The sequence below is a fragment of the Sphingopyxis sp. HIX genome (assembly GCF_001468285.1).
Lineage (GTDB): Bacteria > Pseudomonadota > Alphaproteobacteria > Sphingomonadales > Sphingomonadaceae > Sphingopyxis.
Window position 1 is genome coordinate 24,642 of record NZ_LNSB01000022.1, and the last position, 22,163, is coordinate 46,804.

Sequence of the window (22,163 nt, forward strand, 5' to 3'; positions counted from 1 at the left end):
CGACTTACACGCCCTTGGGCGTGACCTCGGCTGCGCGCTAGTCGCGGCCACCCGCCCAAGGGCCCGATCGACACAGACGCAACCGACAGCAGAAGAAGTTTTCCCATCATGACCATGCTCCGCGACCCCTCGGTCAAGTACAGCGCCTTTCCGCAGGTTCCGCTCGCGAACCGCGAATGGCCCTCCCGCGTCACCACGCGCGCGCCGATCTGGCTCTCCACCGACATGCGCGACGGCAACCAGGCGCTCATCGACCCGATGGATGCCGAGAAAAAGGCCCGCTTCTTCGACCTCCTCTGCCGCATCGGCCTGAAAGAGATCGAGGTCGGCTTCCCCAGCGCCGGCGCGACCGAGTTCGACTTCATCTCGGGCCTCGTCAAATCGGGCCGCATCCCGGAGGGCGTCACCCCGCAGGTGCTGACGCAGAGCCGCGCCGACCTCATCCGCACCAGCTTCGACAGCCTCGCGGGCGCCAGGACCGCGATCGTGCACGTCTACAACGCGGTCGCCCCCGCCTGGCGCAAGATCGTCTTCGGCATGGACAAGGCCGACATCAAACAGATCGCGATCGACGGCGCCAGGCAGCTGCGCGACAATGCCGCGCGCCTGCCGCAGACGAACTGGCGCTTCCAGTACAGCCCCGAATGCTTCTCGACGACCGAGCTCGATTTCAGCATCGAGGTGTGCGAGGCGGTGATGCAGGTGCTCGCCCCCACCACCGACAATCCGATCATCCTCAACCTGCCCGCGACGGTCGAGGCGGCGACGCCGAACATCTACGCCGACCAGATCGAATATTTCGCGAAGAACCTCCCGAACCGTGAGTCGGCGATCATCAGTCTGCACACCCACAACGACCGCGGCACCGGCGTCGCGGCGGCCGAGCTCGGCCTGCTCGCGGGCGCCGACCGCGTCGAGGGCTGCCTGTTCGGCAATGGCGAGCGCACCGGCAACACCTGCCTCGTCACCATCGCGCTCAACATGTACACGCAGGGCGTGGACCCCGAACTCGACTTCTCGAACATCGACGAGGTCATCCAGACGGTCGAATATTGCAACAACCTGCCCGTCCACCCGCGCCACCCCTATGGCGGCGAGCTCGTCTACACCGCCTTCTCGGGCAGCCACCAGGACGCGATCAAGAAGGGCTTCGCCGCGCGCGAGCGCCAGAACGACGAGCGCTGGGAAGTCCCCTATCTCCCCATCGACCCCGCCGATTTGGGCCGCAGCTACGAAGCGGTGATCCGCGTCAACAGCCAGTCGGGCAAGGGCGGCGTCGCCTGGGTGCTCGAACAGGACAAGGGCCTGAAACTGCCCAAGAAGATGCAGGCGAGCTTCAGTCACGTCGTCCAGGCGCTCGCGGACGAAACGAGCCGCGAACTCGGCGCCGACGACATCTGGCAGGCGTTCGAGGGCCAGTATCTCGTGGGCGACGGCAAGCGTTTCCAGCTCGTCGACTGGCACGAAACCCATTCGGGCGCCGATCGCATCTTCGCCGGCAAGCTCACCATCGACGGCACCCCGCGCAGCGTGAGCGGCCGCGGCAACGGCCTGATGTCGAGCGTCATCGCGGCCTTGAGCGAAAGCGGCGGTCCGGTGATGGACATCGTCGACTACAGCGAGCACGCGATCGGCCAGGGCAGCAATGTGCAGGCCGCCGCCTATGTGGAGTGCCGCACGGCGGACGGGAAGAGCCTGTTCGGCTGCGGGCTCGACACCGACGTCGCGACGGCGAGCGTGCGGGCAATCCTCAGCGCCGCCAACGGCGCCTGAGGACGCCTTAAGCTTTCGCAAAGCTTGCGATGCCTAGTCTCCCGGCAGGGGGAATAACCATGCACGCTCGCCACATCGCCATCCTGTTCGCCATCGGCATCGCGCTGGCTGGCTGCGCCAAACGCTGGGAGCCCGAAAGCGGCCCGGGGCCCCTGAAGTTCGTCGAGGCCTGCCCGGGCCGCAAGGCCCCGGCGGTCGCCGACTTCGGCCCGCAAGGCGTCACGGCCGCCTATCATTTCGTCGTGACGGGCACGTCGGAAAAGGAGATCGCCACGCTGGTCGACCGCGCCGAAAAGGCCGGGCTGGAAGTCCATCTCGCCTCGCTGATGATCGTCATGAACGGCACCGACGCGCTGTTCGCCAGCAGCAAGGCGCCGCTGCTCGACCAGCGCGCGGCCGACGCCGAATTCGCGGCGATCTGCGCGATAAAGGTCCGGAGCACCCACCTGACCAACGTCCAGTACAACCGCGTGGGTATCGAGGACGAGTGGATCCGCATTCGCTGAACCAGGCATCCGCTGCGCCCGCGTTCCGGCGGAGAAAGCCTAAACCGCCAACCCCAACGGTGCCATCCCGCGCAGCCGCTCGGCGTCGCGCGACGGCGGGGTGCCGAAAGCGCGGCTATATTCGCGGCTGAACTGCGACGCGCTCTCGTAACCGACGGAATAGGCCGTGCGGCTCGCCTCGGCGCCGCCCGCGAGCAGGCGGCGCGCGGCGTGGAGCCGCAGCGTCTTCTGATATTGCAGCGGGCTCATCGCGGTCGCGGCCTTGAAATGGCGGTGGAAGGAGGCGACGCTCATCCCCGCGATCTCGGCGAGCGCATTGGTGCGCAGCGCCTGGTCGTAATGCGCGCGGATCCATTCGATCGCGCGCCGCACGCGCGACAGCCTACTGTCGTCCTGCGCGATCGCGCAGAGCTGGTGCCCCAGCGGCCCCTGCAGCAGCCGATAGAGGATTTCGCGCTCGCGCAGCGGCGCCAGCATCGCGATGTCGTCCGGCCGGTCGAGCAGCCTGAGCAGCCCCGCCCAGGCTTCGAGCAGGTCGGGGGTGAGCTCGGACACCGCGAAGCCCGCCTGGTCGGTCTCGGCGGGGGCCGTGCCGATGGCATCCGGATACATGCTGGCGATCAGGTCGGTCAGCACCGCGCGGTCGATGCGCAGCGCGACCGCGACATAGGGCTTGTCGGGGCTCGCCTCGACAACGCGGCCGACCGCGGGCAGGTCGAGCGAGGCGACGAAATAGCTCGATGCGTCGTAGGTGATGACCGTGTCGCCGATGACGACGCGCTTCGTTCCCTGCAGGATCAGGCAGGTCACGGGCTCATAGAGCGTCGCGGTGCCGCTCGTCGGGCCGGTCATCCGGCTGATCACGACGCGCGGGATCGGCGCCTCATAATAAGGCGAATCCACGTGCCGCATGACATGCGCGCGCAGCGAGTCGAGCCGTTCCTGCATGCACCCAACATCGGATGCGCGTCCGCGGAGTGCAAGGCGCGCATCGGCGACGCGGCACGCATTGATAGGAATAGGCAAGCAGATGCCATGATCGGGCACCGCGACGATGGGCGGTGCGCCTATCTCGGTCGGGACAGGGCCCTCCCTCCCTCGCCCTGCAACCACAGGAGTCCATCATGACCCAGTTCAACGCCAAATCCACCACCGACGACGTGCTTTCGGGCGTCGACCTTTCGGGCAAGCGCTTCCTCGTCACCGGCGTCTCGGCCGGGCTAGGGGTCGAGACCGCCCGCGCGCTCGCCGCCCACGGCGCCGATGTCGTCGGCGCGGCGCGCGACCTGACCAAGGCCGAGGGCGCGACCACCGCGGTCCGCGACGCTGCGGCCGCCGGCGGCGGCAGCTTCGAACTGATCCAGCTCGACCTCGCCTCGCTGGCCAGCGTCCGCGCCGCCGCCGACAAGCTCGTCGCCGACGGCCGCCAATTCGACGTGATCATCACCAACGCCGGCGTGATGGCCGCGCCCTTCGGCAAGACCGAAGACGGGTTCGAGACGCAGTTCGGCACCAATCATTTGGGCCACTTCACCTTCGTCAATCGCATCGCCTCCTTGATCAAGGATGGCGGGCGCCTCGTCAGCCTCGCCTCGTCGGGGCACCGCTTCTCGAATGTCGATCTCGAGGATCCGAACTTCGACCGCGGCGATTACGAGCCCTGGACCGCCTATGGCCGCTCGAAGACCGCGAACATCCTCTTCGCGGTCGAGTTCGACCGCCGCCACCGGGATCGCGACATCCGCGCCGCGGCGCTCCACCCCGGCGGCATCCACACCGAGCTCGCCCGCCACCTCGACGACGGTGCGCTCGAGGCGCTGGTCGAGCGGATCAACGCCGCGGCGCGCGAAGCTGGCGGCGAGAATTTCGAGTTCAAGTCGATCCCGCAGGGCGCCGCGACCTCGGTATGGGCCGCCGCGGTCGCCGATCCGGCCGAAATCGGCGGGCGCTATCTCGAGGATTGCCAGGTCGCCAGGCTCGCCGAGAACGAGGGCCTGCGCGAGGGCGTGCGCGCCTATGCGATCGACCCCGACAACGCCAGGGCGCTGTGGGCCAAGAGCGAGGAGATGGTCGGCGAGCGCTTCTGATCGCCATCGCCCCTTGGGCTGGTGGACGGGCGGACGGCAAGGCTTGCCGCCCGCCCGTTTCGCTTCCTATAGCCGCGCGATGTTCACCCACCGCCGCGCCACGCCCGCCGACCTCGAAGCCCTCCGCGCGGTCATGGCCCTCGCCATCGCCGAGCTGCAGCAGGGTTTCCTCAACCCTGAGCAGATCGCCGCGAGCCACGCCGTCATGGGCCTCGACACCCAGCTCATCGCCGACGGCACCTATTTCATCGTCGAGGAGGACGGCCGGATCGCGGGCTGCGGCGGCTGGTCGCACCGCGCGACGCTCTATGGCGGCGACCACAGCACCGACCTCCGCGACCCCGCCCCGCTCGACCCGGCGGTCGACGCAGCGCGGATCCGGGCGATGTACACCCATCCCGCCTTCGCCCGCCGCGGCGTCGGGCAGCTGGTGATGCAGCTCTGCGAAGACGCCGCCCGCGCCGCGGGTTTCGCCCGCGCCGAAATGATGGCGACGCTGTCGGGCGAACCGCTCTACCGCGCCTGCGGCTACACGCCGATCGAGCGCGTCGAAGCGCCCGGCCCCGACGGCGTCAGCGTCCCGCTGATCCGCATGGGCAAGCCGCTGTAGCGGGCGACCCGATCGCCGCCGGGGTTACCGCCCGCCGCCCGCCAAGACCTTCTGCAGCTTGGCCGTCGCCGCCGCGATCGCCTTGTCGCCCGCTTTCCGCTCGAGCTCCTCGGCCGCGGACAGCTCGACGATCGCCTGCAGCAGCGCGCCCTTGATCCCGCGCGGCGGCACCCGCTTCAGCTTGCCGTTGACGATGACGAACCCGTCGCCGCCCTTGCTCACCCCGCCGAACACCTCGCCGACGATCGCCTCCAGTTCGACATCGACGCGGCCCAGCGTCGGCGGCGTCAACTGCGTCGCGAAGGGACGCAGCGCGGCGGTCTGTTCGCTCACGCCCTGGTCGTCGATCCGCACCCGCCGTCCCGGCCCATTGTCGGCGGGCACCAGCTCGCGCTCGAGCTGCCAGGTGTTGCGAAAGGTCATCGCGCACAGCCGGTTGTTCGACGCGACGCGGCATTCCATGTGCAGATGCGGGCTGCCCTTGGTGTTGCCCGAATTGCCCGCCTCGGCCAGCTTGCGCCCGGCCCACACCGTATCGCCCGTCTCCACCGTGATGCTGTCGCGCTTCAGGTGCATATAGCCGACCTCGAGCTCGCCATAGCGCACCCACACGGTGTTGCTGCCATAATGGTCGGTGCGGTTGCCGGCGCCGAAATCATTGTCCCAGAAGCCGTCGATGACGTCGATGACCTCGCCGTCGCCCATCCCGCGCACCGCCCGCCCGAAGACGCGCGAGTCGGTGTTTTTCGTCGCATCGGCGACGCGGTTGCGCGACCATTCGCCGTTCCGCCGCGCCTGGATGCTGATGTCATAGGCGAAGATCTGCGTGCCGCTGTTGCCGCCATTGTAATAATGGCGCGCCGAGGTGACGACATATTCGTCGTCGCCCAGCTCGTGCCGGACAAAGGGCAGCAGCAGCGGCCCGTCGCCCGTCGGATCGCCCCAGCGGATCAGGTCGAACGTCTGCGTGTAATTGCGCGTGAAATCGGCGCAGGTCACGCTGACCGTCATTTTTGTCGGCGCCGGCCCGTCGAGATAGACCTGATTATATTGCCTGGGCGAATCTTCGTTCTCGCGCCACGACCCATTGTGCCAGGTCGCGGCTTCGTCGAACGCCAGCACCCCATCCTCGGGCTCCATGTTCTTTTCGGGCACCATCTCCATATCGAACGCGCCATGGCCTTCGAACGACAAGCGGATGCCGGTGATCGTCACCGCGCGGCGCCCCGTCGTCTTGTTCACCAGCCGCAGCCGGGCACAGACCTTATAGCGCTCCTGATGGTCCTTCGATTGCGGGGCGAGCGGCAGATAATAGATTTTTCCGTTCAGGCCGGGGTCGGCGCTGATTTCGAAGATGGGGGCGGACATGGGGCTGTTTCCTCTCTCGCAGCGGACGGCAGAGGCCGTCGGACATGGAAAGGCGGACCGCAGTGGCGATTTGCCTTTCCCTTCGTTGCGACTCAAGGAGCGAGCAGGCTAGCACCCGCCATGGTGGACGACACCCTAGCGGGACTGGTTAATCCGGCGCTGTCCAGCCGAAGCGGGTCATCCGCGCGCCAGGTTGAGCGCCGCAGCCTCGGCGAACAGCGCCTTCAGCGCCGCCTCGTCGATGCCGTCGCTCGCACCGATGTCGATCGCGCGGCGGACATTGCCGTCGAGACTGGAATTGAACAGGCGCTTGGGATCGTCCAGCGAAGCCCCCTTGGCGAAGGTCAGCTTGACCTTGTCCTTGTACGTCTCGCCGGTGCAGACGATCTTGCCGCCCGCGTACCAGGTCGGCACTCCGCGCCATTTCCATTCCTCGACGACGTCGGGGATCGCCGCCTTGATCAGCGCGCGCGCCTTGGCCAGCGCATCGCCGCGCCAGTCGCCGAGCTCGGCGATGCGACCGTCGATCAGTTCGGAGGGGCTCTTCTCGGTCATCTTGCCTTGTCCTTTTTATGGGAAATCCAGCCAGGAATCGCCGCCGCCTGCCGGATCCAGCTCACCAGCTGCGCCTCGTCGATCGCCTCATCCTCATGGATATGGAAATAGCGCGCATCGGGGTCCTTGGAGCCGACCGGCGGTACGGGGTCGAGCTGCTGGCCGCGGAACCAGGTGATCTTGATGTACCGGTTGAAGCAGTGGAAACAGAGGAACCACCCCTGCCCCGGCACGCCGTAGAAGGGCGAGTTCCAGCGAACCGCCTTCTCCACCTCCGGAACGGTCGCGACGATCAGCGCATCGAGCTTCGCCCCCGCCGCGCTCTTCCACCCCGGCATCGCCGCGATATAATCCTGCACCGGGCCGTCGCCGTCGCCCTTGGCGATCTGCGGATTGCCGCCCGACAGCAGCACGACCTCTTTCTTGCCCGCCACGATCCAGTCTCCCGCTCCAACGGTCGCGGGAAACTAGAGCGGCGAACCGGTCTCGCCAATGCCAAATCAGTAGCGCGCGCGCACCCCCAGGAAGAAGCTGCGCCCGGGCTCGGGAAAACCGTCGGTCAGCGCATAGTTGCGGTCGAACAGGTTGCGCCCGCCGACCCCGATCGTGATCCGGTCGGTCAGGTCGTAATCGACGCGCAGCGCCGCGGTGACATAGGCTTCGGTCTTGTAGTAGATGGGCGCGAGGCCGTTTGCCGACGCGGGCGTCACCGTCGTGCGGCCCGACGCATATTCGGCGCTCGGCACCACCTCCAGCCCGGCGACCGGCTGCCACGACAGATAGGCGAAACCCTTGTGCGCGGGCACGTCGGTCAGTTCGAACGGCCGGATCAGCCCGCCCGGCGGCGGCGTCCCGATGTCGAAGCTGCGGTGGATGTAGCTGTAGTTCGCGCCCGTGCTGAGCGTCGCGCCCAGCCGCAGCTCGACCGAAATCTCGCCGCCATAATAATCCGCCGACCCGATATTCTCACGCCGGTTGAGGTTCTGCGGCGTGCGCACCGACACCAGGGCATCGTCGAGCCAGCTGTAGAAGAGCGCGCCCGACACGGTCACCGGACCGACCACCCGGCTCGCCCCGATCTCGGCATTGGTCGCGCGTTCGGGTTTCAGGTCGGGGTTGGCGACCGCGGTGCCGAACTGGCTCGAAAACCGCTCGAACAGGGTCGGGAAACGCGCGCGCGACGACAGGCTGACATGCACCTCGCTCCCGCTGTCATCGCGCCAGTCGATCCGCCCCTGCGCGTTCCAGGCACTGGCATTGCGCAGCGGATAGCTGAACAGCCGGTTCGCCCCCGTAGCCCCCGGCGGCAGCCCGAACTCGTCGGCGCGCGCCAGCTCGCGCCAGTCGAAACTCGCGCCGGCGGTGAAGCTCAGCCGCGGCGCCAGCGTCACGACATTCTGCGCCGCGATGCTCCACGTCCGCTCGACGCTGCGCTGGTTGGGCTCGGGCGTGCTCGTCGGCAGTCCCGGCCGGCTCGTCTGCGCCTCATTATGTTCGTCGCGGCGATAATGGAGCGCGAGCGCGAGGCTGTCGTCGCCGAAGGTGCGCAGCGCCAGCTCGACCGACCCGCCATAGGCCTTGTCGTCATAGGGGCTGTCGAATGCCCGCCCCAGCACCTGCGTCGTCTGCGTGCGGTCGTCGAACGACTGCAACAGGTTCGCCAGCCGGTTGTAATAGGCGCGCGTCTTCAGCGTCGCACGGTCGTCGAGCGCGGTCGTCGACAGGAAATAGACGCTCTCGATATTCCACTCGGGCCATTTCCAGTTGCGCAGCGACACATTGCTCGTGTCGGTGACGTGCAGCGGCGCATTCTTGCGCCCTTCCTGCCGGGTGTAGCTCAGCACATATTCGTCGCTGTCGTTCGGCGTGAAGCCGATCTTGGCGTTGACGCGCCAGTCGCGCGCCTTCGAAAAATCGCGCGCGCCGCCATCCTCATTGGCGGTCGGCGCGAAGCCTCCGGGCAGGTCCCAATGATCGGTGATGTTGATGCCGTAACTCGCCTGCGCATACCATTTGTCCTGCCGCGTCCCGACCAGCCCGAAGCCGGTAAAGCCGCCATAGTCGAGGTCCGAATCGAGATTGAGCTGCGCGCGCCCTTCGATCTCGAGCGCCTTCACCGGCTTGCGCGTGACGAGGTTCACGGCCCCTCCCATGCCGCCCGGCCCGTCGAGCACCGAGGCATAGCCCTTGGCGACCTGGATCTCGGCAATGTCCGGGGTCAGGAAGCGGCCGTAATCGAGCCGGTTGTCGGCGGGCAGGTAGACGCGGATGCCATCGATCGACAGCGGCACCTGGAACCGGTCGAACCCGCGCACGAACAGCAGCCGCTCGTTGCGCGACCCGCCCGAATTGCCCGCGACGACGCCAGGGATCAGATTCGCCGCATCGTCGAGCGTGCGGCGGTCGAAGCGGTAGATCGCTTCCTGCCCGACGCGGTCGCCCTCGATCGCCGCATCGACGCTGCGATAGCCGGTGACGACGATCTTCCCCAGCTCGAAGGCGCCATCCTCGGCCTCGCTGGCCGCGGGCGGCGGTGCATCCTGCGCCCACACGGGCGCGGCGATCAGACTGACGGCGGAGAGAAGAAACCGGCGCATATATCCCCTTTTCAAGATGGGCGCGGCCCTTGCCGTCGCCATCTATATTCGCCGGTATATAGCTTGTGACGCGGCTGCAAGGCTCAAAATGGGGAAGAGGTCAGACCGTGCAGCTGGCCGCGCGCGCCTGCAGCCATTCGCGCTCGCGCTCGTTGCCGGCGAGCGCCGCGGCCGCCTCGAACGCCGCTTTCGCCTCACCCAGCCGCCCGGCGCGGAACAGGAAATCGCCGCGCGCCGCGGGCAGCGGGGCATAGTTGCGCAGCAGCGCCTCTTCGGCGATCGCGTCGACGAGCCGCAGCCCCGCCTCGGGACCGAACGCCATGCTGTGGGCGACCGCGCGGTTGAGCTCGACCACCGGCGACGGCATCACCCGCCCCAGCCGGTCGTAGAGCCCGGCGATCCGTGCCCAGTCGGTATCCTCGGCGCGCCGCGCCCGCGCATGGCACGCCGCCAGCGCCGCCTGCAACGCATAGGGCCCATCGACTCCACCCAAGGCCTCGACACGCTCGAGCGCCTTCAGCCCGCGGCGGATGAGTAGCTGGTCCCAGCGCGCGCGGTTCTGCTCGGTCAGCGGCACGAAGCGCCCGTCGGGCCCGGCGCGCGCCGCCAGCCGCGACGCCTGGATCTCCATCAGCGCGAGCAGCCCCAGCACCTCGGGCTCTTCCGGCATCAGCCCGGCCAGAATGCGCCCCAGCCGTTGCGCCTCGGCGCAGAGCGGCGGGCGCACCAGCGATGGCCCCGCGGTTGCGGCATAGCCCTCGTTGAAGATCAGATAGACGACCTCGAGCACCGAGGCACGCCGCGCCGCGAGTTCGGCGCCGCGCGGCACCTCGAACGCGACCCCCGCACTGGCGATCGCCTTTTTGGCGCGCGTGATCCGCGCCGCGATCGCGGGTTCGTTCGACAGAAAGGCGCGCGCAATCTCCTCGGCGGTCAACCCGCCGACCAGCCGCAGCGTCAGCGCGGCGCGCGCCTCGGGCGCGATCACGGGGTGACAGGCGGCGAAGATCAGCCCGAGCAGTTCGTCGCCCAGTTCGTCGTCGATCGCGGCCTCGATCGCCGCGACGCTGTCGTCGGCTTCGTCCATGTCGCGTGCCAGTTCGTCATGCTTGCGGCTCGCCATCGCGCTGCGGCGAAAGCCGTCGATCGCGCGCCGCTTCGCCGCCGCCATCAGCCAGGCGCCGGGATTGTCGGGGACGCCCGTCCGCGGCCAGTCGGTCAGCGCCGTGAGCAGCGCCTCCTGCGCCAGTTCCTCGGCGCGATCGACGTCGCGCGTCATCCGCGCGAGCCCGGCGATCAGCCGCGCGCGCTCGATCCGGTACACCGCCTCGATCGCGCGATGGGTGTCCTCTGCCGCCGATTCCGCCATGCCGGCCTTCTCGGCGAAAGCGCCGGGAGAGGCAAGCATGGCGGCGGCGCGCGGCGCTTATTCGCCGGCGAGCTTGTCGCGCAGCATCTGGTCGTGCGCCAGGATCTCGGGGGTCACCGCGTCGCCGAAATCCTCCATCTCGTAGAAGGGGCGGATTTCGAGTTCGCTCGGCCCCGGCATCGGGTTCGGGCAGCGCTTCGCCCAGGCGACCGCCTCGTCCATGTCCTTGACTTCCCAGACCCAGTAACCCGCGACCAGCTCGCGCGTCTCGGCGAAGGGGCCGTCGATCACCGACCGGTTCGGCCCGTCGAACGCGATGCGCTTGCCAAACGACGAGGGCTTCAGCCCGTCGCCGTCGACCATCACCCCGGCATTGACCAGTTCTTCGTTGAACTTGCCCATCGCCTCGAACATCTCGGTCATGTCGGCGGCCGGCGGCAGGCCCTTTTCGCTGTCCTCGGTCGCCTTGACGAAAACCATCACACGCATCTTCTTTCTCCTCAAAATCGAAAGCCGGTATCGGCCTCCTGTCCAGACGACGAACGGCGCGCGCTCGAATCGACAGGGTCTGCGATTTTTTTTCATCTTTTTTCGGATCGCGCCATGACCTCGCAGGTCGGCGGAGAAAAAAATGCGTCATATCGGGCGCTTGCCGCGGATCGACGCGCCTATGGTAAACCGCGCTTAATCCTGTCCGGCCGCGGCCGTTAAACGTCGCATGACCACTTTCGCATCTTCCTCTGGTGAGCCGGTCGGGCGGCTCCTTGGTTGGCTGGGGCTTCGCCATTCCCGCGACGGCGAGGCTTCGCAGCAGGATGCGACCGAACCCGGCGGGGTGCGCGACCTCGCGCGGCTCGCGCGCCGCGACCTGATCGAGGCGATCGGCACCTTCCTGCTCGACAACGGCCTCGACGTCACGCCGCCCAATCTGCTGCTCGCGCACAGCGCCTTTTCGGGCAACAACCCGCGCCTCGCGCGCCAGATCACCGCGCGCACCGGCAATGGCGGCGTCACCCAGGCGTGGCTCGACGAACTGACCGAGGAAGTCGCCGACAGCTCGGCGCAGGCCGAGCTCGAGCGGCTGATGGCGCGGCTCGAGACCAATCTGGAAACCTTCCAGGTCCAGAGCAAGAGCGCGCACAAGCACGCCGCCGACTACGGCAGCGAGCTCGAACAGCATGTCACCGACCTCGAGCAGCTCCAGAAAACCGGCCAGATCGTCTCGAACCTCGCCGACCTCGCCAAGACGATGCTCGAACGCACGCGCAAGGCCGAGGACGAGATGCGCAAGAGCGAGGAAGAAGCGAAGTCGCTCCGCCGCAGCCTCGAACGCGCGAAACGCGATGCCGAGATCGACTATCTCACCGGCCTGCCCAACCGCCGCGCCTTCGAGGAACTGCTCGAACGCCAGTATCGCGACGCGCAGGCGGCGATGGAGCCGCTCAGCGTCGCTTTCTGCGACATCGACAATTTCAAGGCGATCAACGACGCGCACGGCCACGAGGCCGGCGACCGCGTGCTGAAGGCCATCGCCGACACGCTGTCGCAGATCAGCGACGACCAGTGCCATGTCGCGCGCCACGGCGGCGAGGAGTTCGTCATGCTCTTCCGCGGCAAGAACCCCGCCGCGGCGGCCGAGCGGCTCGACCAGGCGCGCGAGCATCTCGCCGCGCGCCGGCTGATCAACCGCAAGACCGACGAGCCCTTCGGCCAGATCACCTTCTCGGGCGGGGTCGCCGACATCTTCGGCTATGGCGACGCGCGCGCGGCGCTGAAAGCCGCCGACGACGCGCTCTACAGCGCCAAGCAGAACGGACGCAACCGGGTCGAGATCGCGGGGGTCGCGGCTTAGGGTCCGACCCTAACTCCAGGCCGCGTTGAGCGCGATCACCGCGGCGACCTCGCCGAAATTGCCGACCCCGTGCGCGATCATCGGGGCGAGCAGGCTTTTCGACCGCTCCATCAGCCAGACATAGACGAGCCCCCAGGCGAAGGCGTAGATTTGCTGCGCCATCGCCTGATAGAAGGGATCGACGGTGAACGACTTCCAGTGCGCGAGCCCGAACATCAGCGCGACCAGATAGGCGGCGACGGGCAGGTCGAGCGATCCGGTCCGCAGCCGTCCGGGTACCAGCACCACGAGCATGCCGACGAGCAGCCCGCGAAAGATCGTCTCCTCGGCTAGCCCCGTCGTCAGCATCCCGAGCAGCAGCCCCGCACTGTCGAGCGGCGACTCCGAATAGCTCATGTCGGGCGGGGTCTGCGCCGCCAGCGCCGGCCAATAGTCGGCAACGAGCATTACCGCCGCCATGCCGAGGCCGATCAGCACCGCCAGCCCGGCATAGCTTCGCTCGGGCGGCCAGCGCAGATGATCGTCGGCGGCGGGGAGCAGCCGCCGCATGGCGAGGATCGCCAGCCAGCCGAGCAGCGCCTGGAAAAGGATCGCGAGCAGCAGAAACGGCGCGAAATGCCCGTCCCACCACGCCGCGCCGGCGTGGTAGATCGGGCGCGCGATCATGCGCCCGAGCTCGAGCAGCCCGAGCATCAGTCCCGCGGCGAGCAGGATCGGCCACAGGCGAAAGCGGAAAGCGGAGAGCGCGACGAAGCCGCGCGGCGATGCGGGGGAGAGGTCTGTCATTTCCCCGGCCTAACCCGGCCGGCCGCGCATTTTCTTGAACGAATGTGACCTTGGCCTAGCCGCCGCCTGCCTGGGCGCGCATCGCCATCCGCCAGCGGTGCGGCGCCATGCCCGTCAGCCGCGTCACCGCGCGCGTCATATGCGCCTGGTCGGCATAGCCCGTATCGGCGGCGACGCCCGCGAGCCCGTCGCCGCTCGCGACGATCGCGCGCCACGCGCGTTTCGCCCGGCAATCGGCGCGATAGGCAGCGGGCGACACGCCATAAAGCGCCTCGAAGCGCCGCGAGACATGCTCGCGCGACCGGCCGCACGCCGCGGCCCAGGCGCCGATCCCCACCTCGCCGCCGCCGCGCAGCACCGCCGCGAGCTGGTCGGGAAGCTCCTCTTCCGCCGTCGCCCCCGCGGGTTCGAGCGCCGCAATCAGGTCCGTCACCGCTTCGGCGGGGTCGCGCTCCGCCAGCCGCACGATCGCGTCGGGATCGTCGACCCGCATCCGCGCCGGCCAGGCGCGCGCGTCGAAGGCGAGCGGCAAATCGAGCACCATCGCGGCGCTCGGCCCGACCCGGTCGCGATGCGCCGAAAAGGCGCCGTGCAGCACCACATCGCCCGCTCGCGCGGTAAAGCGCCCGGCGTCGCCCGCTTCCTCATAGCTGCCGGCAAGCACCAGCGTCGCATAGGGTGTGCGATGCGTGTGGCGCTCGATATCGGCGGCGGGCGGCAGGCGGCTGGGGCGAAACAATTGCATGGCAGTCGCGCCAGACTGCCGCGGCGGCCGCGCGAAGCAAACCCCCTTCGATCAACCGGCGGGATGTTCGACGAACGTCACCCGGTCGGGATAGAAGGCCAGGTGCCCCGCGATCTCCGCCACCGCTGCATAGGGCGCTTCGTACGTCCACACCGCCTTCGCCCCCGCCTCGCCCAGCGCCGGCAGGTCGAAATAGCCCGCCTCGCCCTTGTACGGGCAATAGCTCCTATGGTTCGACGCCCGCAGCTGCGCCATGTCGACATCGGCGCGCGGGATATACAGCACGACCGGATAGCTTGCCTCGCGCAGCGCCAACGCCGCCTCCGTATCCGCAACCACCCTGTCGCCGACGCGCACCTCGACCCGCGTCGGGTGCAGCGCAATCGTGATCGGGTGGCTCGCATCGGGGATCAACATCCTGCGTTCGGCCATGGCGACACTCCTTCGACGCGCAAATGGGAACCCGAACCCCGCTTCGCCAGTACTCCCGATGGACAGCCCGTCTCCTCTCCCCTTATGCAGCACCCATGGACTCCACCAAAGCCAAGCTCGTCATCCGCAACTCCGCCCCCCGCGACGCCGCCGCGATCGCGCGCCTGACCGCCAAGGTCTATGGCCGCGGCGAAGGCTATTCGGCGGCGCAGATCCGCGGCCAGATCAACAATTTCCCCGAAGGCCAGTTCGTCGCCGAATATGAAGGCGCGATCGTCGGCCTCTGCGCGACGCTGATCGTGCGGCAGGACGCGGTGTTTGCCGACCATCGCTGGGGCGCGATCAGCGGCGGCGGGTTCGGCACCAGCCACGATCCCGACGGCGACATCCTCTACGGCATGGAGGTGTGCGTCGATCCCGATTATCGCCGCCTGCGCATCGGCCAGCGCTTCTACCGCAAGCGCCAGGAACTCTGCCAGTCCTACGAGCTCAAGGGCATCGCCTTCGGCGGCCGGATGCCGGGCTATGCCCGCCGCCGCCGCAAATATCCCGATCCGCAGGACTATCTCGACGCCGTCGTCGAAAAGCAGCTGCGCGACCCGGTGATCAACTTCCAGATCGCGCAGGGCTTCGAGCCGCGCCGCGTCCTCCACCATTACGACCGCCGCGATCTCGACAGCGGCGGCCACGCCGTGCTCATGTATTGGGAAAACCCGCTCGAACCGCAGCGCGCGGCGAACCCCAAGGCACGCGGCGCCGTCCCCGATCGCCTGCCCGCCTCGGTCCGCGTCGCGACCGTGCAGTTCCAGATGCGCGGCATCGACCGCATCGAGCAGTTCGAGGAACAGGTCGAATATTTCGTCGATGTCGCCGCCGACTATCACGCCGATTTCGTCGTCTTTCCCGAACTTTACACGCTGGAACTGCTGTCGATCGAAAGCAAGAAGCTCGAACCGCAGCAGGCGATCGAAAAGATCGCCGACTATACCGACCGCTATGTCGCCTTCATGGAAAAGCTCGCGGTCGGCTATAATATCAACATCATCGGCGGCTCGCACCCGACGCGCGTCGCCAACGGCGACATCCGCAACATCGCCTATGTCTTCCTGCGCGACGGATCGGTGCACACGCAGGAAAAGCTCCATCCGACCCCGTCGGAGCGGCGCTGGTGGAACATCAAGGGCGGGCACGGCGCCGACGCGATCAACACCGACTGCGGGCCGATCGGGGTGATGATCTGCTACGACAGCGAATTCCCCGAACTCGCGCGCCACCTCGTCAACCAGGGCGCGATGATGCTCTTCGTCCCCTTCTGCACCGATGAGCGCCGCGGTTACCTGCGCGTCCGTTATTGCTGCCATGCGCGCGCGGTCGAGAACCAATGCTATGTCATCACCTCGGGCGTGGTCGGCAACCTGCCCAACGTCGAGAATATGGACATCCATTATGCCGAAAGCGCGATCCTGACCCCGTCGGACTTCGCTTTCGCGCGCGACGGCGTCGCCGCCGACACCGCCCCGAATACCGAGACGATCGCGATCGCCGACCTCAGCCTCGCCGACCTGCTCACCAGCCGCCAGAGCGGCGCGGTGCAGAATTTGCGCGACCGGCGCTTCGACCTCTACCGCGTCGACTGGAAGGACGCGCCGACGCCGGGGATCGGGTCGCGATAGCCCCCCGCAGGGTCAGAAGCGCGCTTCGAAGCTCAGGCCGATCACCCGCGGATCGCCGAGCAGCGCGTTGAGGCGGCCGTCATTGTCGTACTGATAGTCGAAATATCTGTCGTCGAAGATGTTGCTGGCGAAGAGATAGGCGCCGAAATTGTCGTTGCTCCAGCCGATCTTGGCGTTGACCAGCGTGCGCCCGGGCACGTCGCGGACGCTCTGGTCGACCAGCCCCTGATACGCCGCACCGCGATAATTGACGTTGGCGTTGGCCGAGATTCCGCTGCGGCCCTGCCAGCTGAAGCCCGCCGCCCAGGTCCAGCGCGGCGCGCTGACGAATTCCAGCCCCGACAGGTCGTCGACGAAGCCGCCCGTCGCGTCGAACTCCAGGAATTCGGTGCGCGCATAACCCACCGAGCCATAGATGTTGAGGGCGTCGGTCACGTCGTAATCGCTCTCTACCTCGAAGCCATAGACGCGCGACTTGCCCGCATTCTGCGTCTCATAATCATAGACGCTGGGCGACAATTGCACGCTCACCTGCTGGTCGGTCCAGTCGATGAAAAAGGCGTTGGCGTTGAAGGTCAGCCGGTTGTCCAGCCACTGCGTGCGCAGCGACAGCTCGTAATTCCACGTGAACTCCGGATCATAGACATAGGTCGAGGCGCGCGCCGGGTTCACCCCGCTGCCACCCGAGCGATAGCCGCGCTCGACGATCGCGCTCAGCGTCTTGTCGGGCGCGATTTCCCACGACAGGCCGGCCTTGGGCAGGAAGGCCTCATAGCTGGTGTTCGACAACGGGCTGCTGCTGCTCGCGTCCTCGGCCTGCTGCTGGATCAGGCCGTTCACCGTCGAGAGGATGAGGTTCAGCGGCGCCGGATAGAGCGCCGGGTTGGGCAGCGGCGTGTTGATCGTGACGATATTGTCGTTCGACACGCGCTGCTTCTCGCGGTCGTAGCGGAAGCCGGCGAGCAGTTTCAGCCCCGGCGTGATTTCCCAGTTCGCGTCGCCGAACAGCGCCACCGTCTCGATGTCGATCGAATAATCCTGCGACGAGGCGATGTAGATCAGCTGGGGATATTGCGCGCGCGCCTGTTGCGCCAGGAACAGCGCGGTGCCCGGATCGAGCCCGAAGGGCGGGCCCTGCAGCACCGCGGCGACCGTCGGCGTCAGCCCCAGGTCGCGGTCGGGGTCGAGCCCGAAGGTCGCATTGGTGTTCGAATCGGGGTTCTTGGTCCGCGAATAATAGCCGCCGATCAGCCCCTGCAGCGGGCCGGTGTCGAAGGTCAGGCGGACTTCCTCGCTGAAAATCTTCTGGTCGGTGATCGCGTCGCCATATGCGGTGTCGACCGCCTGCAGATCGCCGTCATAGGCCGACGACGTGCGCAGATGGTTGTAGGTCGAAATCGACGACAGCGTGAAGACATCGCCCAGCGGCAGCGTCGCGTCGAGCGTGAACAGGTCGGTCTTCGAACGAGAGAAGGTCGGGCGATTGGCCTCGACGCTGCGCTTGCTCCAATAATCGGGCCTGTCGCTATAGGCATAGCCGCGGCCGTTGCCATCGTGGCGGTCGTAGAGATAGGAGAGCTTCACCTGCAGCCCGTCGGGGCCCGCCGGGGTGAAGAGCAATTTGGCGCGCACCACGTCGCTGCTGTTCGGGTCGTAATCGCCGCCCGTCAGGCGATTCTTCACGAAACCGTCGCCGCGCGTCAATTCGCCCGCGACGCGAAACGCCAGCACATCGTCGACGATCGGACCGCCGATCGCCGCGCCGAAGCGATATTCGCCATTGGCGTCGCTGATCATCGCGCGCGCCTTGCCGCGCCAGTCGAAGCTGGGGTCGGCGGTCTTGATGATGATCGCGCCCGCCAGCGCGTTGCGCCCCTGCAACGTCGATTGCGGCCCGCGCAGGATCTCGACCTGGTCGATGTCCCACAGGTCGAGCGGGCCGCTCGCGGTCGCTTCGCTCGGCAGCGGCGACCCGTCGAGATAGACGGTGGCGAGGTCGCCGAAGCCGGTGCCCGACACATTGGTGTTCGAAATGCCGCGGATCGTGAAACCCGACTCGCTGAAGGTCGAGGCCAGATTCGCGGTGCGATCGATCAGGTCGAAGACATTGGTCAGGTTCTGCGCGTCGATATCCTCCGACGTGAACACCTTCACGCTTTCGGGGGTGTCCTGCAGCGTCCGGTCGAATTTCATCCCGGTGACGACGATCTCGTTGCTCTCGCCGCTATCCGCGGCATCGCCCGCCTCGGCCGCGGCGTCCGCCGCGATGTCTTCGGCGTGAACCGGCATCGCCGCACCCGCCAGCAGCAGCGCCAGCAATGGTTTGATCGTCTTGGTCATTGTCATGAGCTCCCCGCTTAGCTATCGAAGGGCCCGCTATTGCTATTGCGAATGCGTGTCAATAGAATCAAATAGAGGTCGTACAGGGGGACTTATGCAGGACAGCTCGCCGCTTTTGCCGGCGCTGGTCATCGCTGCGGCGGCGGGGGCAGGCGTGTGGCTGCTGCGCCGATCGTGGCAGGGAAAGGACTCGAACCACGCCTATGTGCTCGGCGGCTGGGCGCTGATCGCCGCCGCAATCGCTGCGCCCGCCTGGGCGCTCGGCCCTGCGCGCGGCCCCTTCATCGCGCTCGCGCTCGTCTCGACCGTCGCGCTCGCACTCGTCGCGGGCAACTATACGCGGCGTGCGGCGAAGGCGCGCGCGGCGCGCGAGAGCCTCGCCCCCGAACCCTCCGACCGCGCGACGACCAAGTGGCGCGAGACGCTGCGCTGGCTGCTCGCGGGTCCGATCGGCATGGTCGCCGCGATGGGCGTCGGCATCGCCTGGGCCGCGCTGGCGCCGGGCGAGCAACAGACGCGGCTCGTCATTGGCGGGCTGATCGTCCCCGTCGCCTGGGGCGCCTGCATGGCGTGGACGCTTGCCGACAATCGTATCCTCCGCGCCACCGCCGTCCTCGTCGGCGTCGCCGTCGCCAGCTTTAGCGCCGCCATTTTGAAGGGTTTCGCATGACCGCCGCTCCCGCCGAGGCGCCCGCGCCCAAGAAACCCGCGAAAAAGCCCAAGGACCTGATGGCGCGCATCCCCGCGGGCTTCGTGCGCGCGGTGCTGCGCGGGCACAGCAGCCTCGGCCTCGCCTTCGCCGCGCTCATCTATCTCGTCTGCCTCTCGGGCAGCATCGCGGTCTTCGCGCACGAGTTCCAGCGCTGGGAAAGCGCCGCCGGGCCGCAGGTGACCGAAGTGAGCCCCGACGCCGTCCAGACCGCCTTCGCGGGCGCGATCGCCGCGGGCGGCAGCGGGGTCGAGCATGTCTATCTGACCTTGCCCAGCCCCGACCTGCCGCGCTTCCTGCTCCATGTCGATGCCGACGAGGACCGCGAATTCCTCGCCGACGCCGATGGCAAGCTCGTCCCCGGCATCGAATTCGCCTGGACCGAATTCATCACCCGGCTCCACATCAACCTGCACCTGCCGGTCACCTGGGGCATCTTCATCGTCGGGCTGGTCGGCGTCGCTTTGCTGTCGTCGCTGATCTCGGGCATCCTCGCGCATCCGCGCATCTTCCGCGACGCCTTTCACCTCCGCATCGGCGGGTCGAAGCGGCTGCAGGAGGCCGACCTCCACAACCGGCTCGGCGTCTGGGCCTTGCCCTTCCATATCATCATCTCGCTCACCGGCGCCTTTCTCGGCCTCACCACGATCGTCGTCGGCGTGCTCGGCATGGCGATGTTCAACGGCGACGCGGGCAAGGTCTATGCGCTCTTCTTCCCCGAACCGCCGGTCGACGACCCGCGCCCCGCGCCCGTGCTCGACCTCCGCCCGATGTTCGCCAAGCTGCCGCAGGACGGCGGCCGCCTGACCTATATCTTCACCGAGCATCCGACCGAACAGGGCGGCGCCGCGCTGTTCAACGTCAAGCAGCCCGATCGCCTTGCGGGCACCGACAGCTATGCCTTCCGCCGCGACGCGACGACCTACGACATCGGCAAGGCCAGCGAGAACAATCTCGGCGAGGATCTGCTCGGCGGCATGGGCGCGCTGCATTTCGGCTGGTTCGGCGGCGGGCTGGTCAAGATCGTCTATTTCCTGCTCGGCCTCGGCCTCACCTATCTCGCCGCGGGCGGGGTCAACATCTGGCTCGCGCGCCGCCGCGACAACGGCCGCCCCGCGCCGGTGTGGGAGCGGCTGTGGAGCGCGACGCTCTGGGGCCAGCCCGCGGGCATCGCCGCCGCCGCGAGCGCCGCGCTGGTCGCGGGCACCGCGAGTGCCGCGATCGCCACCTGGATCGCCGTCTCGCTCCTCTTCTGGCTGCTCGCGGTGCGCATCGACGCCGCGCGGCTCGCCCGCTGGGGGCGCCTCGCGACGGGCGCGCTGATGCTCGCCGCCGCCGCGCTGCACGCCGCGCTCGTCGGCGGCAGCGACCCGGTGGCGTGGATCGTCGACGCGGTGCTCGTCGCCGGCGGGCTATGGCTGGCGATGCCGGCCGCGCGCCGGCGCTCGCCCGATGCCGCCGAAGCCCCGGCCTGATCCCGGGGCGCGGCTATCGATTTTAATCATACACCGTATCTCCCTCTTGCGCGACCTTCCCTTTACGTTAAGGTAAGTTGCAAACAGCAACCGGAGAGTGTGATTCCATGGCCCTTCCCCCGATCTTCGACCGCCTGCGCCTGCCCGTCATCGGCTCGCCCCTGTTCATCGTCTCGGGTCCCGAACTCGTCATCGCGCAGTGCAAGGCGGGCGTCGTCGGCAGCTTCCCCGCGCTCAACGCGCGGCCGCAGAGCCTGCTCGACGAATGGCTGCACCAGATCACCGAGGAACTGGCCGCTTGGGACCGCGACAATCCCGACCGCCTCTCGGCGCCCTATGCGGTCAACCAGATCGTGCACAAGTCGAACGACCGGCTCGAGGCCGACATCGCGACCTGCGCCAAATGGAAGGTGCCGATCACCATCACGTCGCTCGGCGCGCGCGAGGAGCTCAACCAGGCGGTGCACGGCTGGGGCGGCATCACCCTCCACGACGTCATCGACGACCGCTTCGCGCGCAAGGCGGTCGAAAAGGGCGCCGACGGGCTGATTCCCGTCGCCGCGGGTGCGGGCGGCCATGCCGGCGTCCAGTCGCCCTTCGCGCTGGTGCAGGAAATCCGCGAATGGTTCGACGGCCCCATCGCGCTGTCGGGCGCGATCGGCCACGGCCGCTCGATCCTCGCCGCGCAGGCGTGCGGCGCCGACCTCGCCTATATCGGCAGCGCCTTCATCGCGACCGAAGAGGCCAATGCCGACCCGGGCTACAAGAACGGCATCGTCGAGGGCCGCGCCGCCGACATCGTCTATTCGAACCTCTTCACCGGGGTGCACGGCAACTATCTCCGCGGCTCGATCGTCAACGCCGGCATGGACCCCGACAATCTCCCCGAGGGCGATTTGAAGACGATGAACTTCGGCTCCGGGGGCAATACGAAAGCCAAGGCCTGGAAAGACATCTGGGGCTCCGGCCAGGGCATCAGCCCGGTGCGCGACGTGCTCCCGGTCGCGGCGTTCGTGGCGCAGCTCGAGGAGCAATATCTGGCGGCGCGGCGCGAACTGGAGGCGAAGGTAAGGCTTTAGCTTCGAGGTCGGCTTAGGGGTGGGGAGCGGACATCTTAATCCTCCCTGCGGCGTAGCCGTGGGGAGGGGGACCACCCGCAGGGTGGTGGAGGGGTCGACGCCATAAACTCGGCTCAAGGCCGCCACCCCTCCCATGCTTCGCATGGTCCCCCTCCCCATCGCTTCGCGACAGGGAGGATTAAAAGGGCAGCTTGCGCCCGAAACCCG

At 67.8% G+C, this 22,163-nt stretch carries 19 protein-coding genes and 1 pseudogene; 9 read left to right on the plus strand and 11 right to left on the minus strand.

Features of this window, described 5'->3' with window-relative positions:
* Window positions 1–108: 108 nt before the first annotated feature.
* Window positions 109–1,773, plus strand: coding sequence for a 2-isopropylmalate synthase (gene leuA / locus ATE62_RS11890; protein WP_058807725.1), 1,665 nt, complete (start codon window positions 109–111; stop codon window positions 1,771–1,773).
* Window positions 1,774–1,832: 59 nt separating this feature from the next.
* A complete protein-coding gene (locus ATE62_RS11895) occupies window positions 1,833–2,279 on the plus strand; it encodes a hypothetical protein (RefSeq protein ID WP_058807724.1) in 447 nt (148 codons plus the stop codon).
* Between the two features lie 39 nt (window positions 2,280–2,318).
* Here ATE62_RS11895 and ATE62_RS11900 read toward each other — a convergent pair whose 3' ends face one another.
* Window positions 2,319–3,227, minus strand: coding sequence for an AraC family transcriptional regulator (locus tag ATE62_RS11900; protein ID WP_058807723.1), 909 nt, complete (start codon window positions 3,225–3,227; stop codon window positions 2,319–2,321).
* A 176-nt stretch (window positions 3,228–3,403) separates the two neighbouring features.
* Between ATE62_RS11900 and ATE62_RS11905 the strand changes: the two genes are divergently transcribed.
* Together ATE62_RS11905 and ATE62_RS11910 are read left to right on the plus strand one after the other, a co-directional pair.
* Window positions 3,404–4,366: an SDR family NAD(P)-dependent oxidoreductase gene (locus ATE62_RS11905; protein WP_058807722.1), complete on the plus strand. Its 963-nt coding sequence runs from the start codon at window positions 3,404–3,406 to the stop codon at window positions 4,364–4,366.
* Between the two features lie 79 nt (window positions 4,367–4,445).
* On the plus strand, window positions 4,446–4,976 hold the full coding sequence (locus ATE62_RS11910) for a GNAT family N-acetyltransferase (protein WP_058807721.1): 531 nt from the start codon (window positions 4,446–4,448) through the stop codon (window positions 4,974–4,976).
* A gap of 24 nt (window positions 4,977–5,000) precedes the next feature.
* Here ATE62_RS11910 and ATE62_RS11915 read toward each other — a convergent pair whose 3' ends face one another.
* From ATE62_RS11915 to ATE62_RS11940, 6 genes and pseudogenes are all read right to left on the minus strand, one after another.
* Window positions 5,001–6,344 (minus strand): M23 family metallopeptidase, encoded by a 1,344-nt coding sequence (locus ATE62_RS11915; RefSeq protein ID WP_058807720.1) that lies wholly within the window; start codon window positions 6,342–6,344, stop codon window positions 5,001–5,003.
* 177 nt (window positions 6,345–6,521) lie between these two features.
* Window positions 6,522–6,899 carry a DUF1801 domain-containing protein gene (locus ATE62_RS11920; protein ID WP_058807719.1) on the minus strand — a complete coding sequence of 126 codons (378 nt, stop codon included), beginning with the start codon at window positions 6,897–6,899 and terminating at the stop codon, window positions 6,522–6,524.
* Window positions 6,896–7,333, minus strand: coding sequence for a DUF1801 domain-containing protein (locus ATE62_RS11925; RefSeq protein WP_058807718.1), 438 nt, complete (start codon window positions 7,331–7,333; stop codon window positions 6,896–6,898). Before ATE62_RS11925 ends, ATE62_RS11920 begins: the two co-directional genes overlap by 4 nt.
* 66 nt (window positions 7,334–7,399) lie before the next feature.
* Entirely contained in the window at window positions 7,400–9,496 is a 2,097-nt protein-coding gene (locus tag ATE62_RS11930) for a TonB-dependent receptor plug domain-containing protein (RefSeq protein WP_058807717.1), read from the minus strand.
* Window positions 9,497–9,596: 100 nt separating this feature from the next.
* Window positions 9,597–10,865, minus strand: a complete 1,269-nt coding sequence (locus tag ATE62_RS11935) for an RNA polymerase sigma factor (RefSeq protein ID WP_058807716.1) — start codon at window positions 10,863–10,865, stop codon at window positions 9,597–9,599.
* Window positions 10,866–10,994: 129 nt separating this feature from the next.
* Window positions 10,995–11,354 (minus strand): annotated as a pseudogene (locus ATE62_RS11940) (YciI family protein); the annotation flags it as partial.
* Window positions 11,355–11,583: 229 nt separating this feature from the next.
* Between ATE62_RS11940 and ATE62_RS11945 the strand changes: the two are divergent.
* Window positions 11,584–12,717, plus strand: coding sequence for a GGDEF domain-containing protein (locus ATE62_RS11945; RefSeq protein WP_082662776.1), 1,134 nt, complete (start codon window positions 11,584–11,586; stop codon window positions 12,715–12,717).
* Window positions 12,718–12,726: 9 nt separating this feature from the next.
* On the opposite strand, the gene ATE62_RS11950 is transcribed toward ATE62_RS11945, so the two are convergent.
* The 3 genes from ATE62_RS11950 to ATE62_RS11960 are packed head-to-tail and all read right to left on the minus strand — an operon-like array spanning window position 12,727 to window position 14,680.
* Window positions 12,727–13,503 (minus strand): CPBP family intramembrane glutamic endopeptidase, encoded by a 777-nt coding sequence (locus ATE62_RS11950; RefSeq protein ID WP_058807713.1) that lies wholly within the window; start codon window positions 13,501–13,503, stop codon window positions 12,727–12,729.
* A gap of 55 nt (window positions 13,504–13,558) precedes the next feature.
* Window positions 13,559–14,248, minus strand: coding sequence for a helix-turn-helix domain-containing protein (locus ATE62_RS11955; protein WP_058807712.1), 690 nt, complete (start codon window positions 14,246–14,248; stop codon window positions 13,559–13,561).
* Window positions 14,249–14,299: 51 nt separating this feature from the next.
* Complete coding sequence (locus ATE62_RS11960; protein ID WP_156420502.1) at window positions 14,300–14,680, minus strand: DUF427 domain-containing protein; 381 nt, start codon at window positions 14,678–14,680, stop codon at window positions 14,300–14,302.
* 95 nt (window positions 14,681–14,775) lie between these two features.
* Between ATE62_RS11960 and ATE62_RS11965 the strand changes: the two genes are divergently transcribed.
* Window positions 14,776–16,353, plus strand: coding sequence for a carbon-nitrogen hydrolase family protein (locus ATE62_RS11965; protein ID WP_058807711.1), 1,578 nt, complete (start codon window positions 14,776–14,778; stop codon window positions 16,351–16,353).
* 12 nt (window positions 16,354–16,365) lie between these two features.
* Here ATE62_RS11965 and ATE62_RS11970 read toward each other — a convergent pair whose 3' ends face one another.
* Window positions 16,366–18,693, minus strand: a complete 2,328-nt coding sequence (locus ATE62_RS11970) for a TonB-dependent receptor (RefSeq protein WP_058807710.1) — start codon at window positions 18,691–18,693, stop codon at window positions 16,366–16,368.
* Window positions 18,694–18,787: 94 nt separating this feature from the next.
* Between ATE62_RS11970 and ATE62_RS11975 the strand changes: the two genes are divergently transcribed.
* From ATE62_RS11975 to ATE62_RS11985, 3 genes are all read left to right on the plus strand, one after another.
* Complete coding sequence (locus tag ATE62_RS11975) at window positions 18,788–19,363, plus strand: hypothetical protein (protein ID WP_058807709.1); 576 nt, start codon at window positions 18,788–18,790, stop codon at window positions 19,361–19,363.
* A complete protein-coding gene (locus ATE62_RS11980; protein ID WP_082662778.1) occupies window positions 19,360–20,877 on the plus strand; it encodes a PepSY-associated TM helix domain-containing protein in 1,518 nt (505 codons plus the stop codon). Before ATE62_RS11975 ends, ATE62_RS11980 begins: the two co-directional genes overlap by 4 nt.
* A 107-nt stretch (window positions 20,878–20,984) precedes the next feature.
* Window positions 20,985–21,956 (plus strand): NAD(P)H-dependent flavin oxidoreductase, encoded by a 972-nt coding sequence (locus ATE62_RS11985; RefSeq protein ID WP_058807708.1) that lies wholly within the window; start codon window positions 20,985–20,987, stop codon window positions 21,954–21,956.
* Window positions 21,957–22,163: the final 207 nt, after the last annotated feature.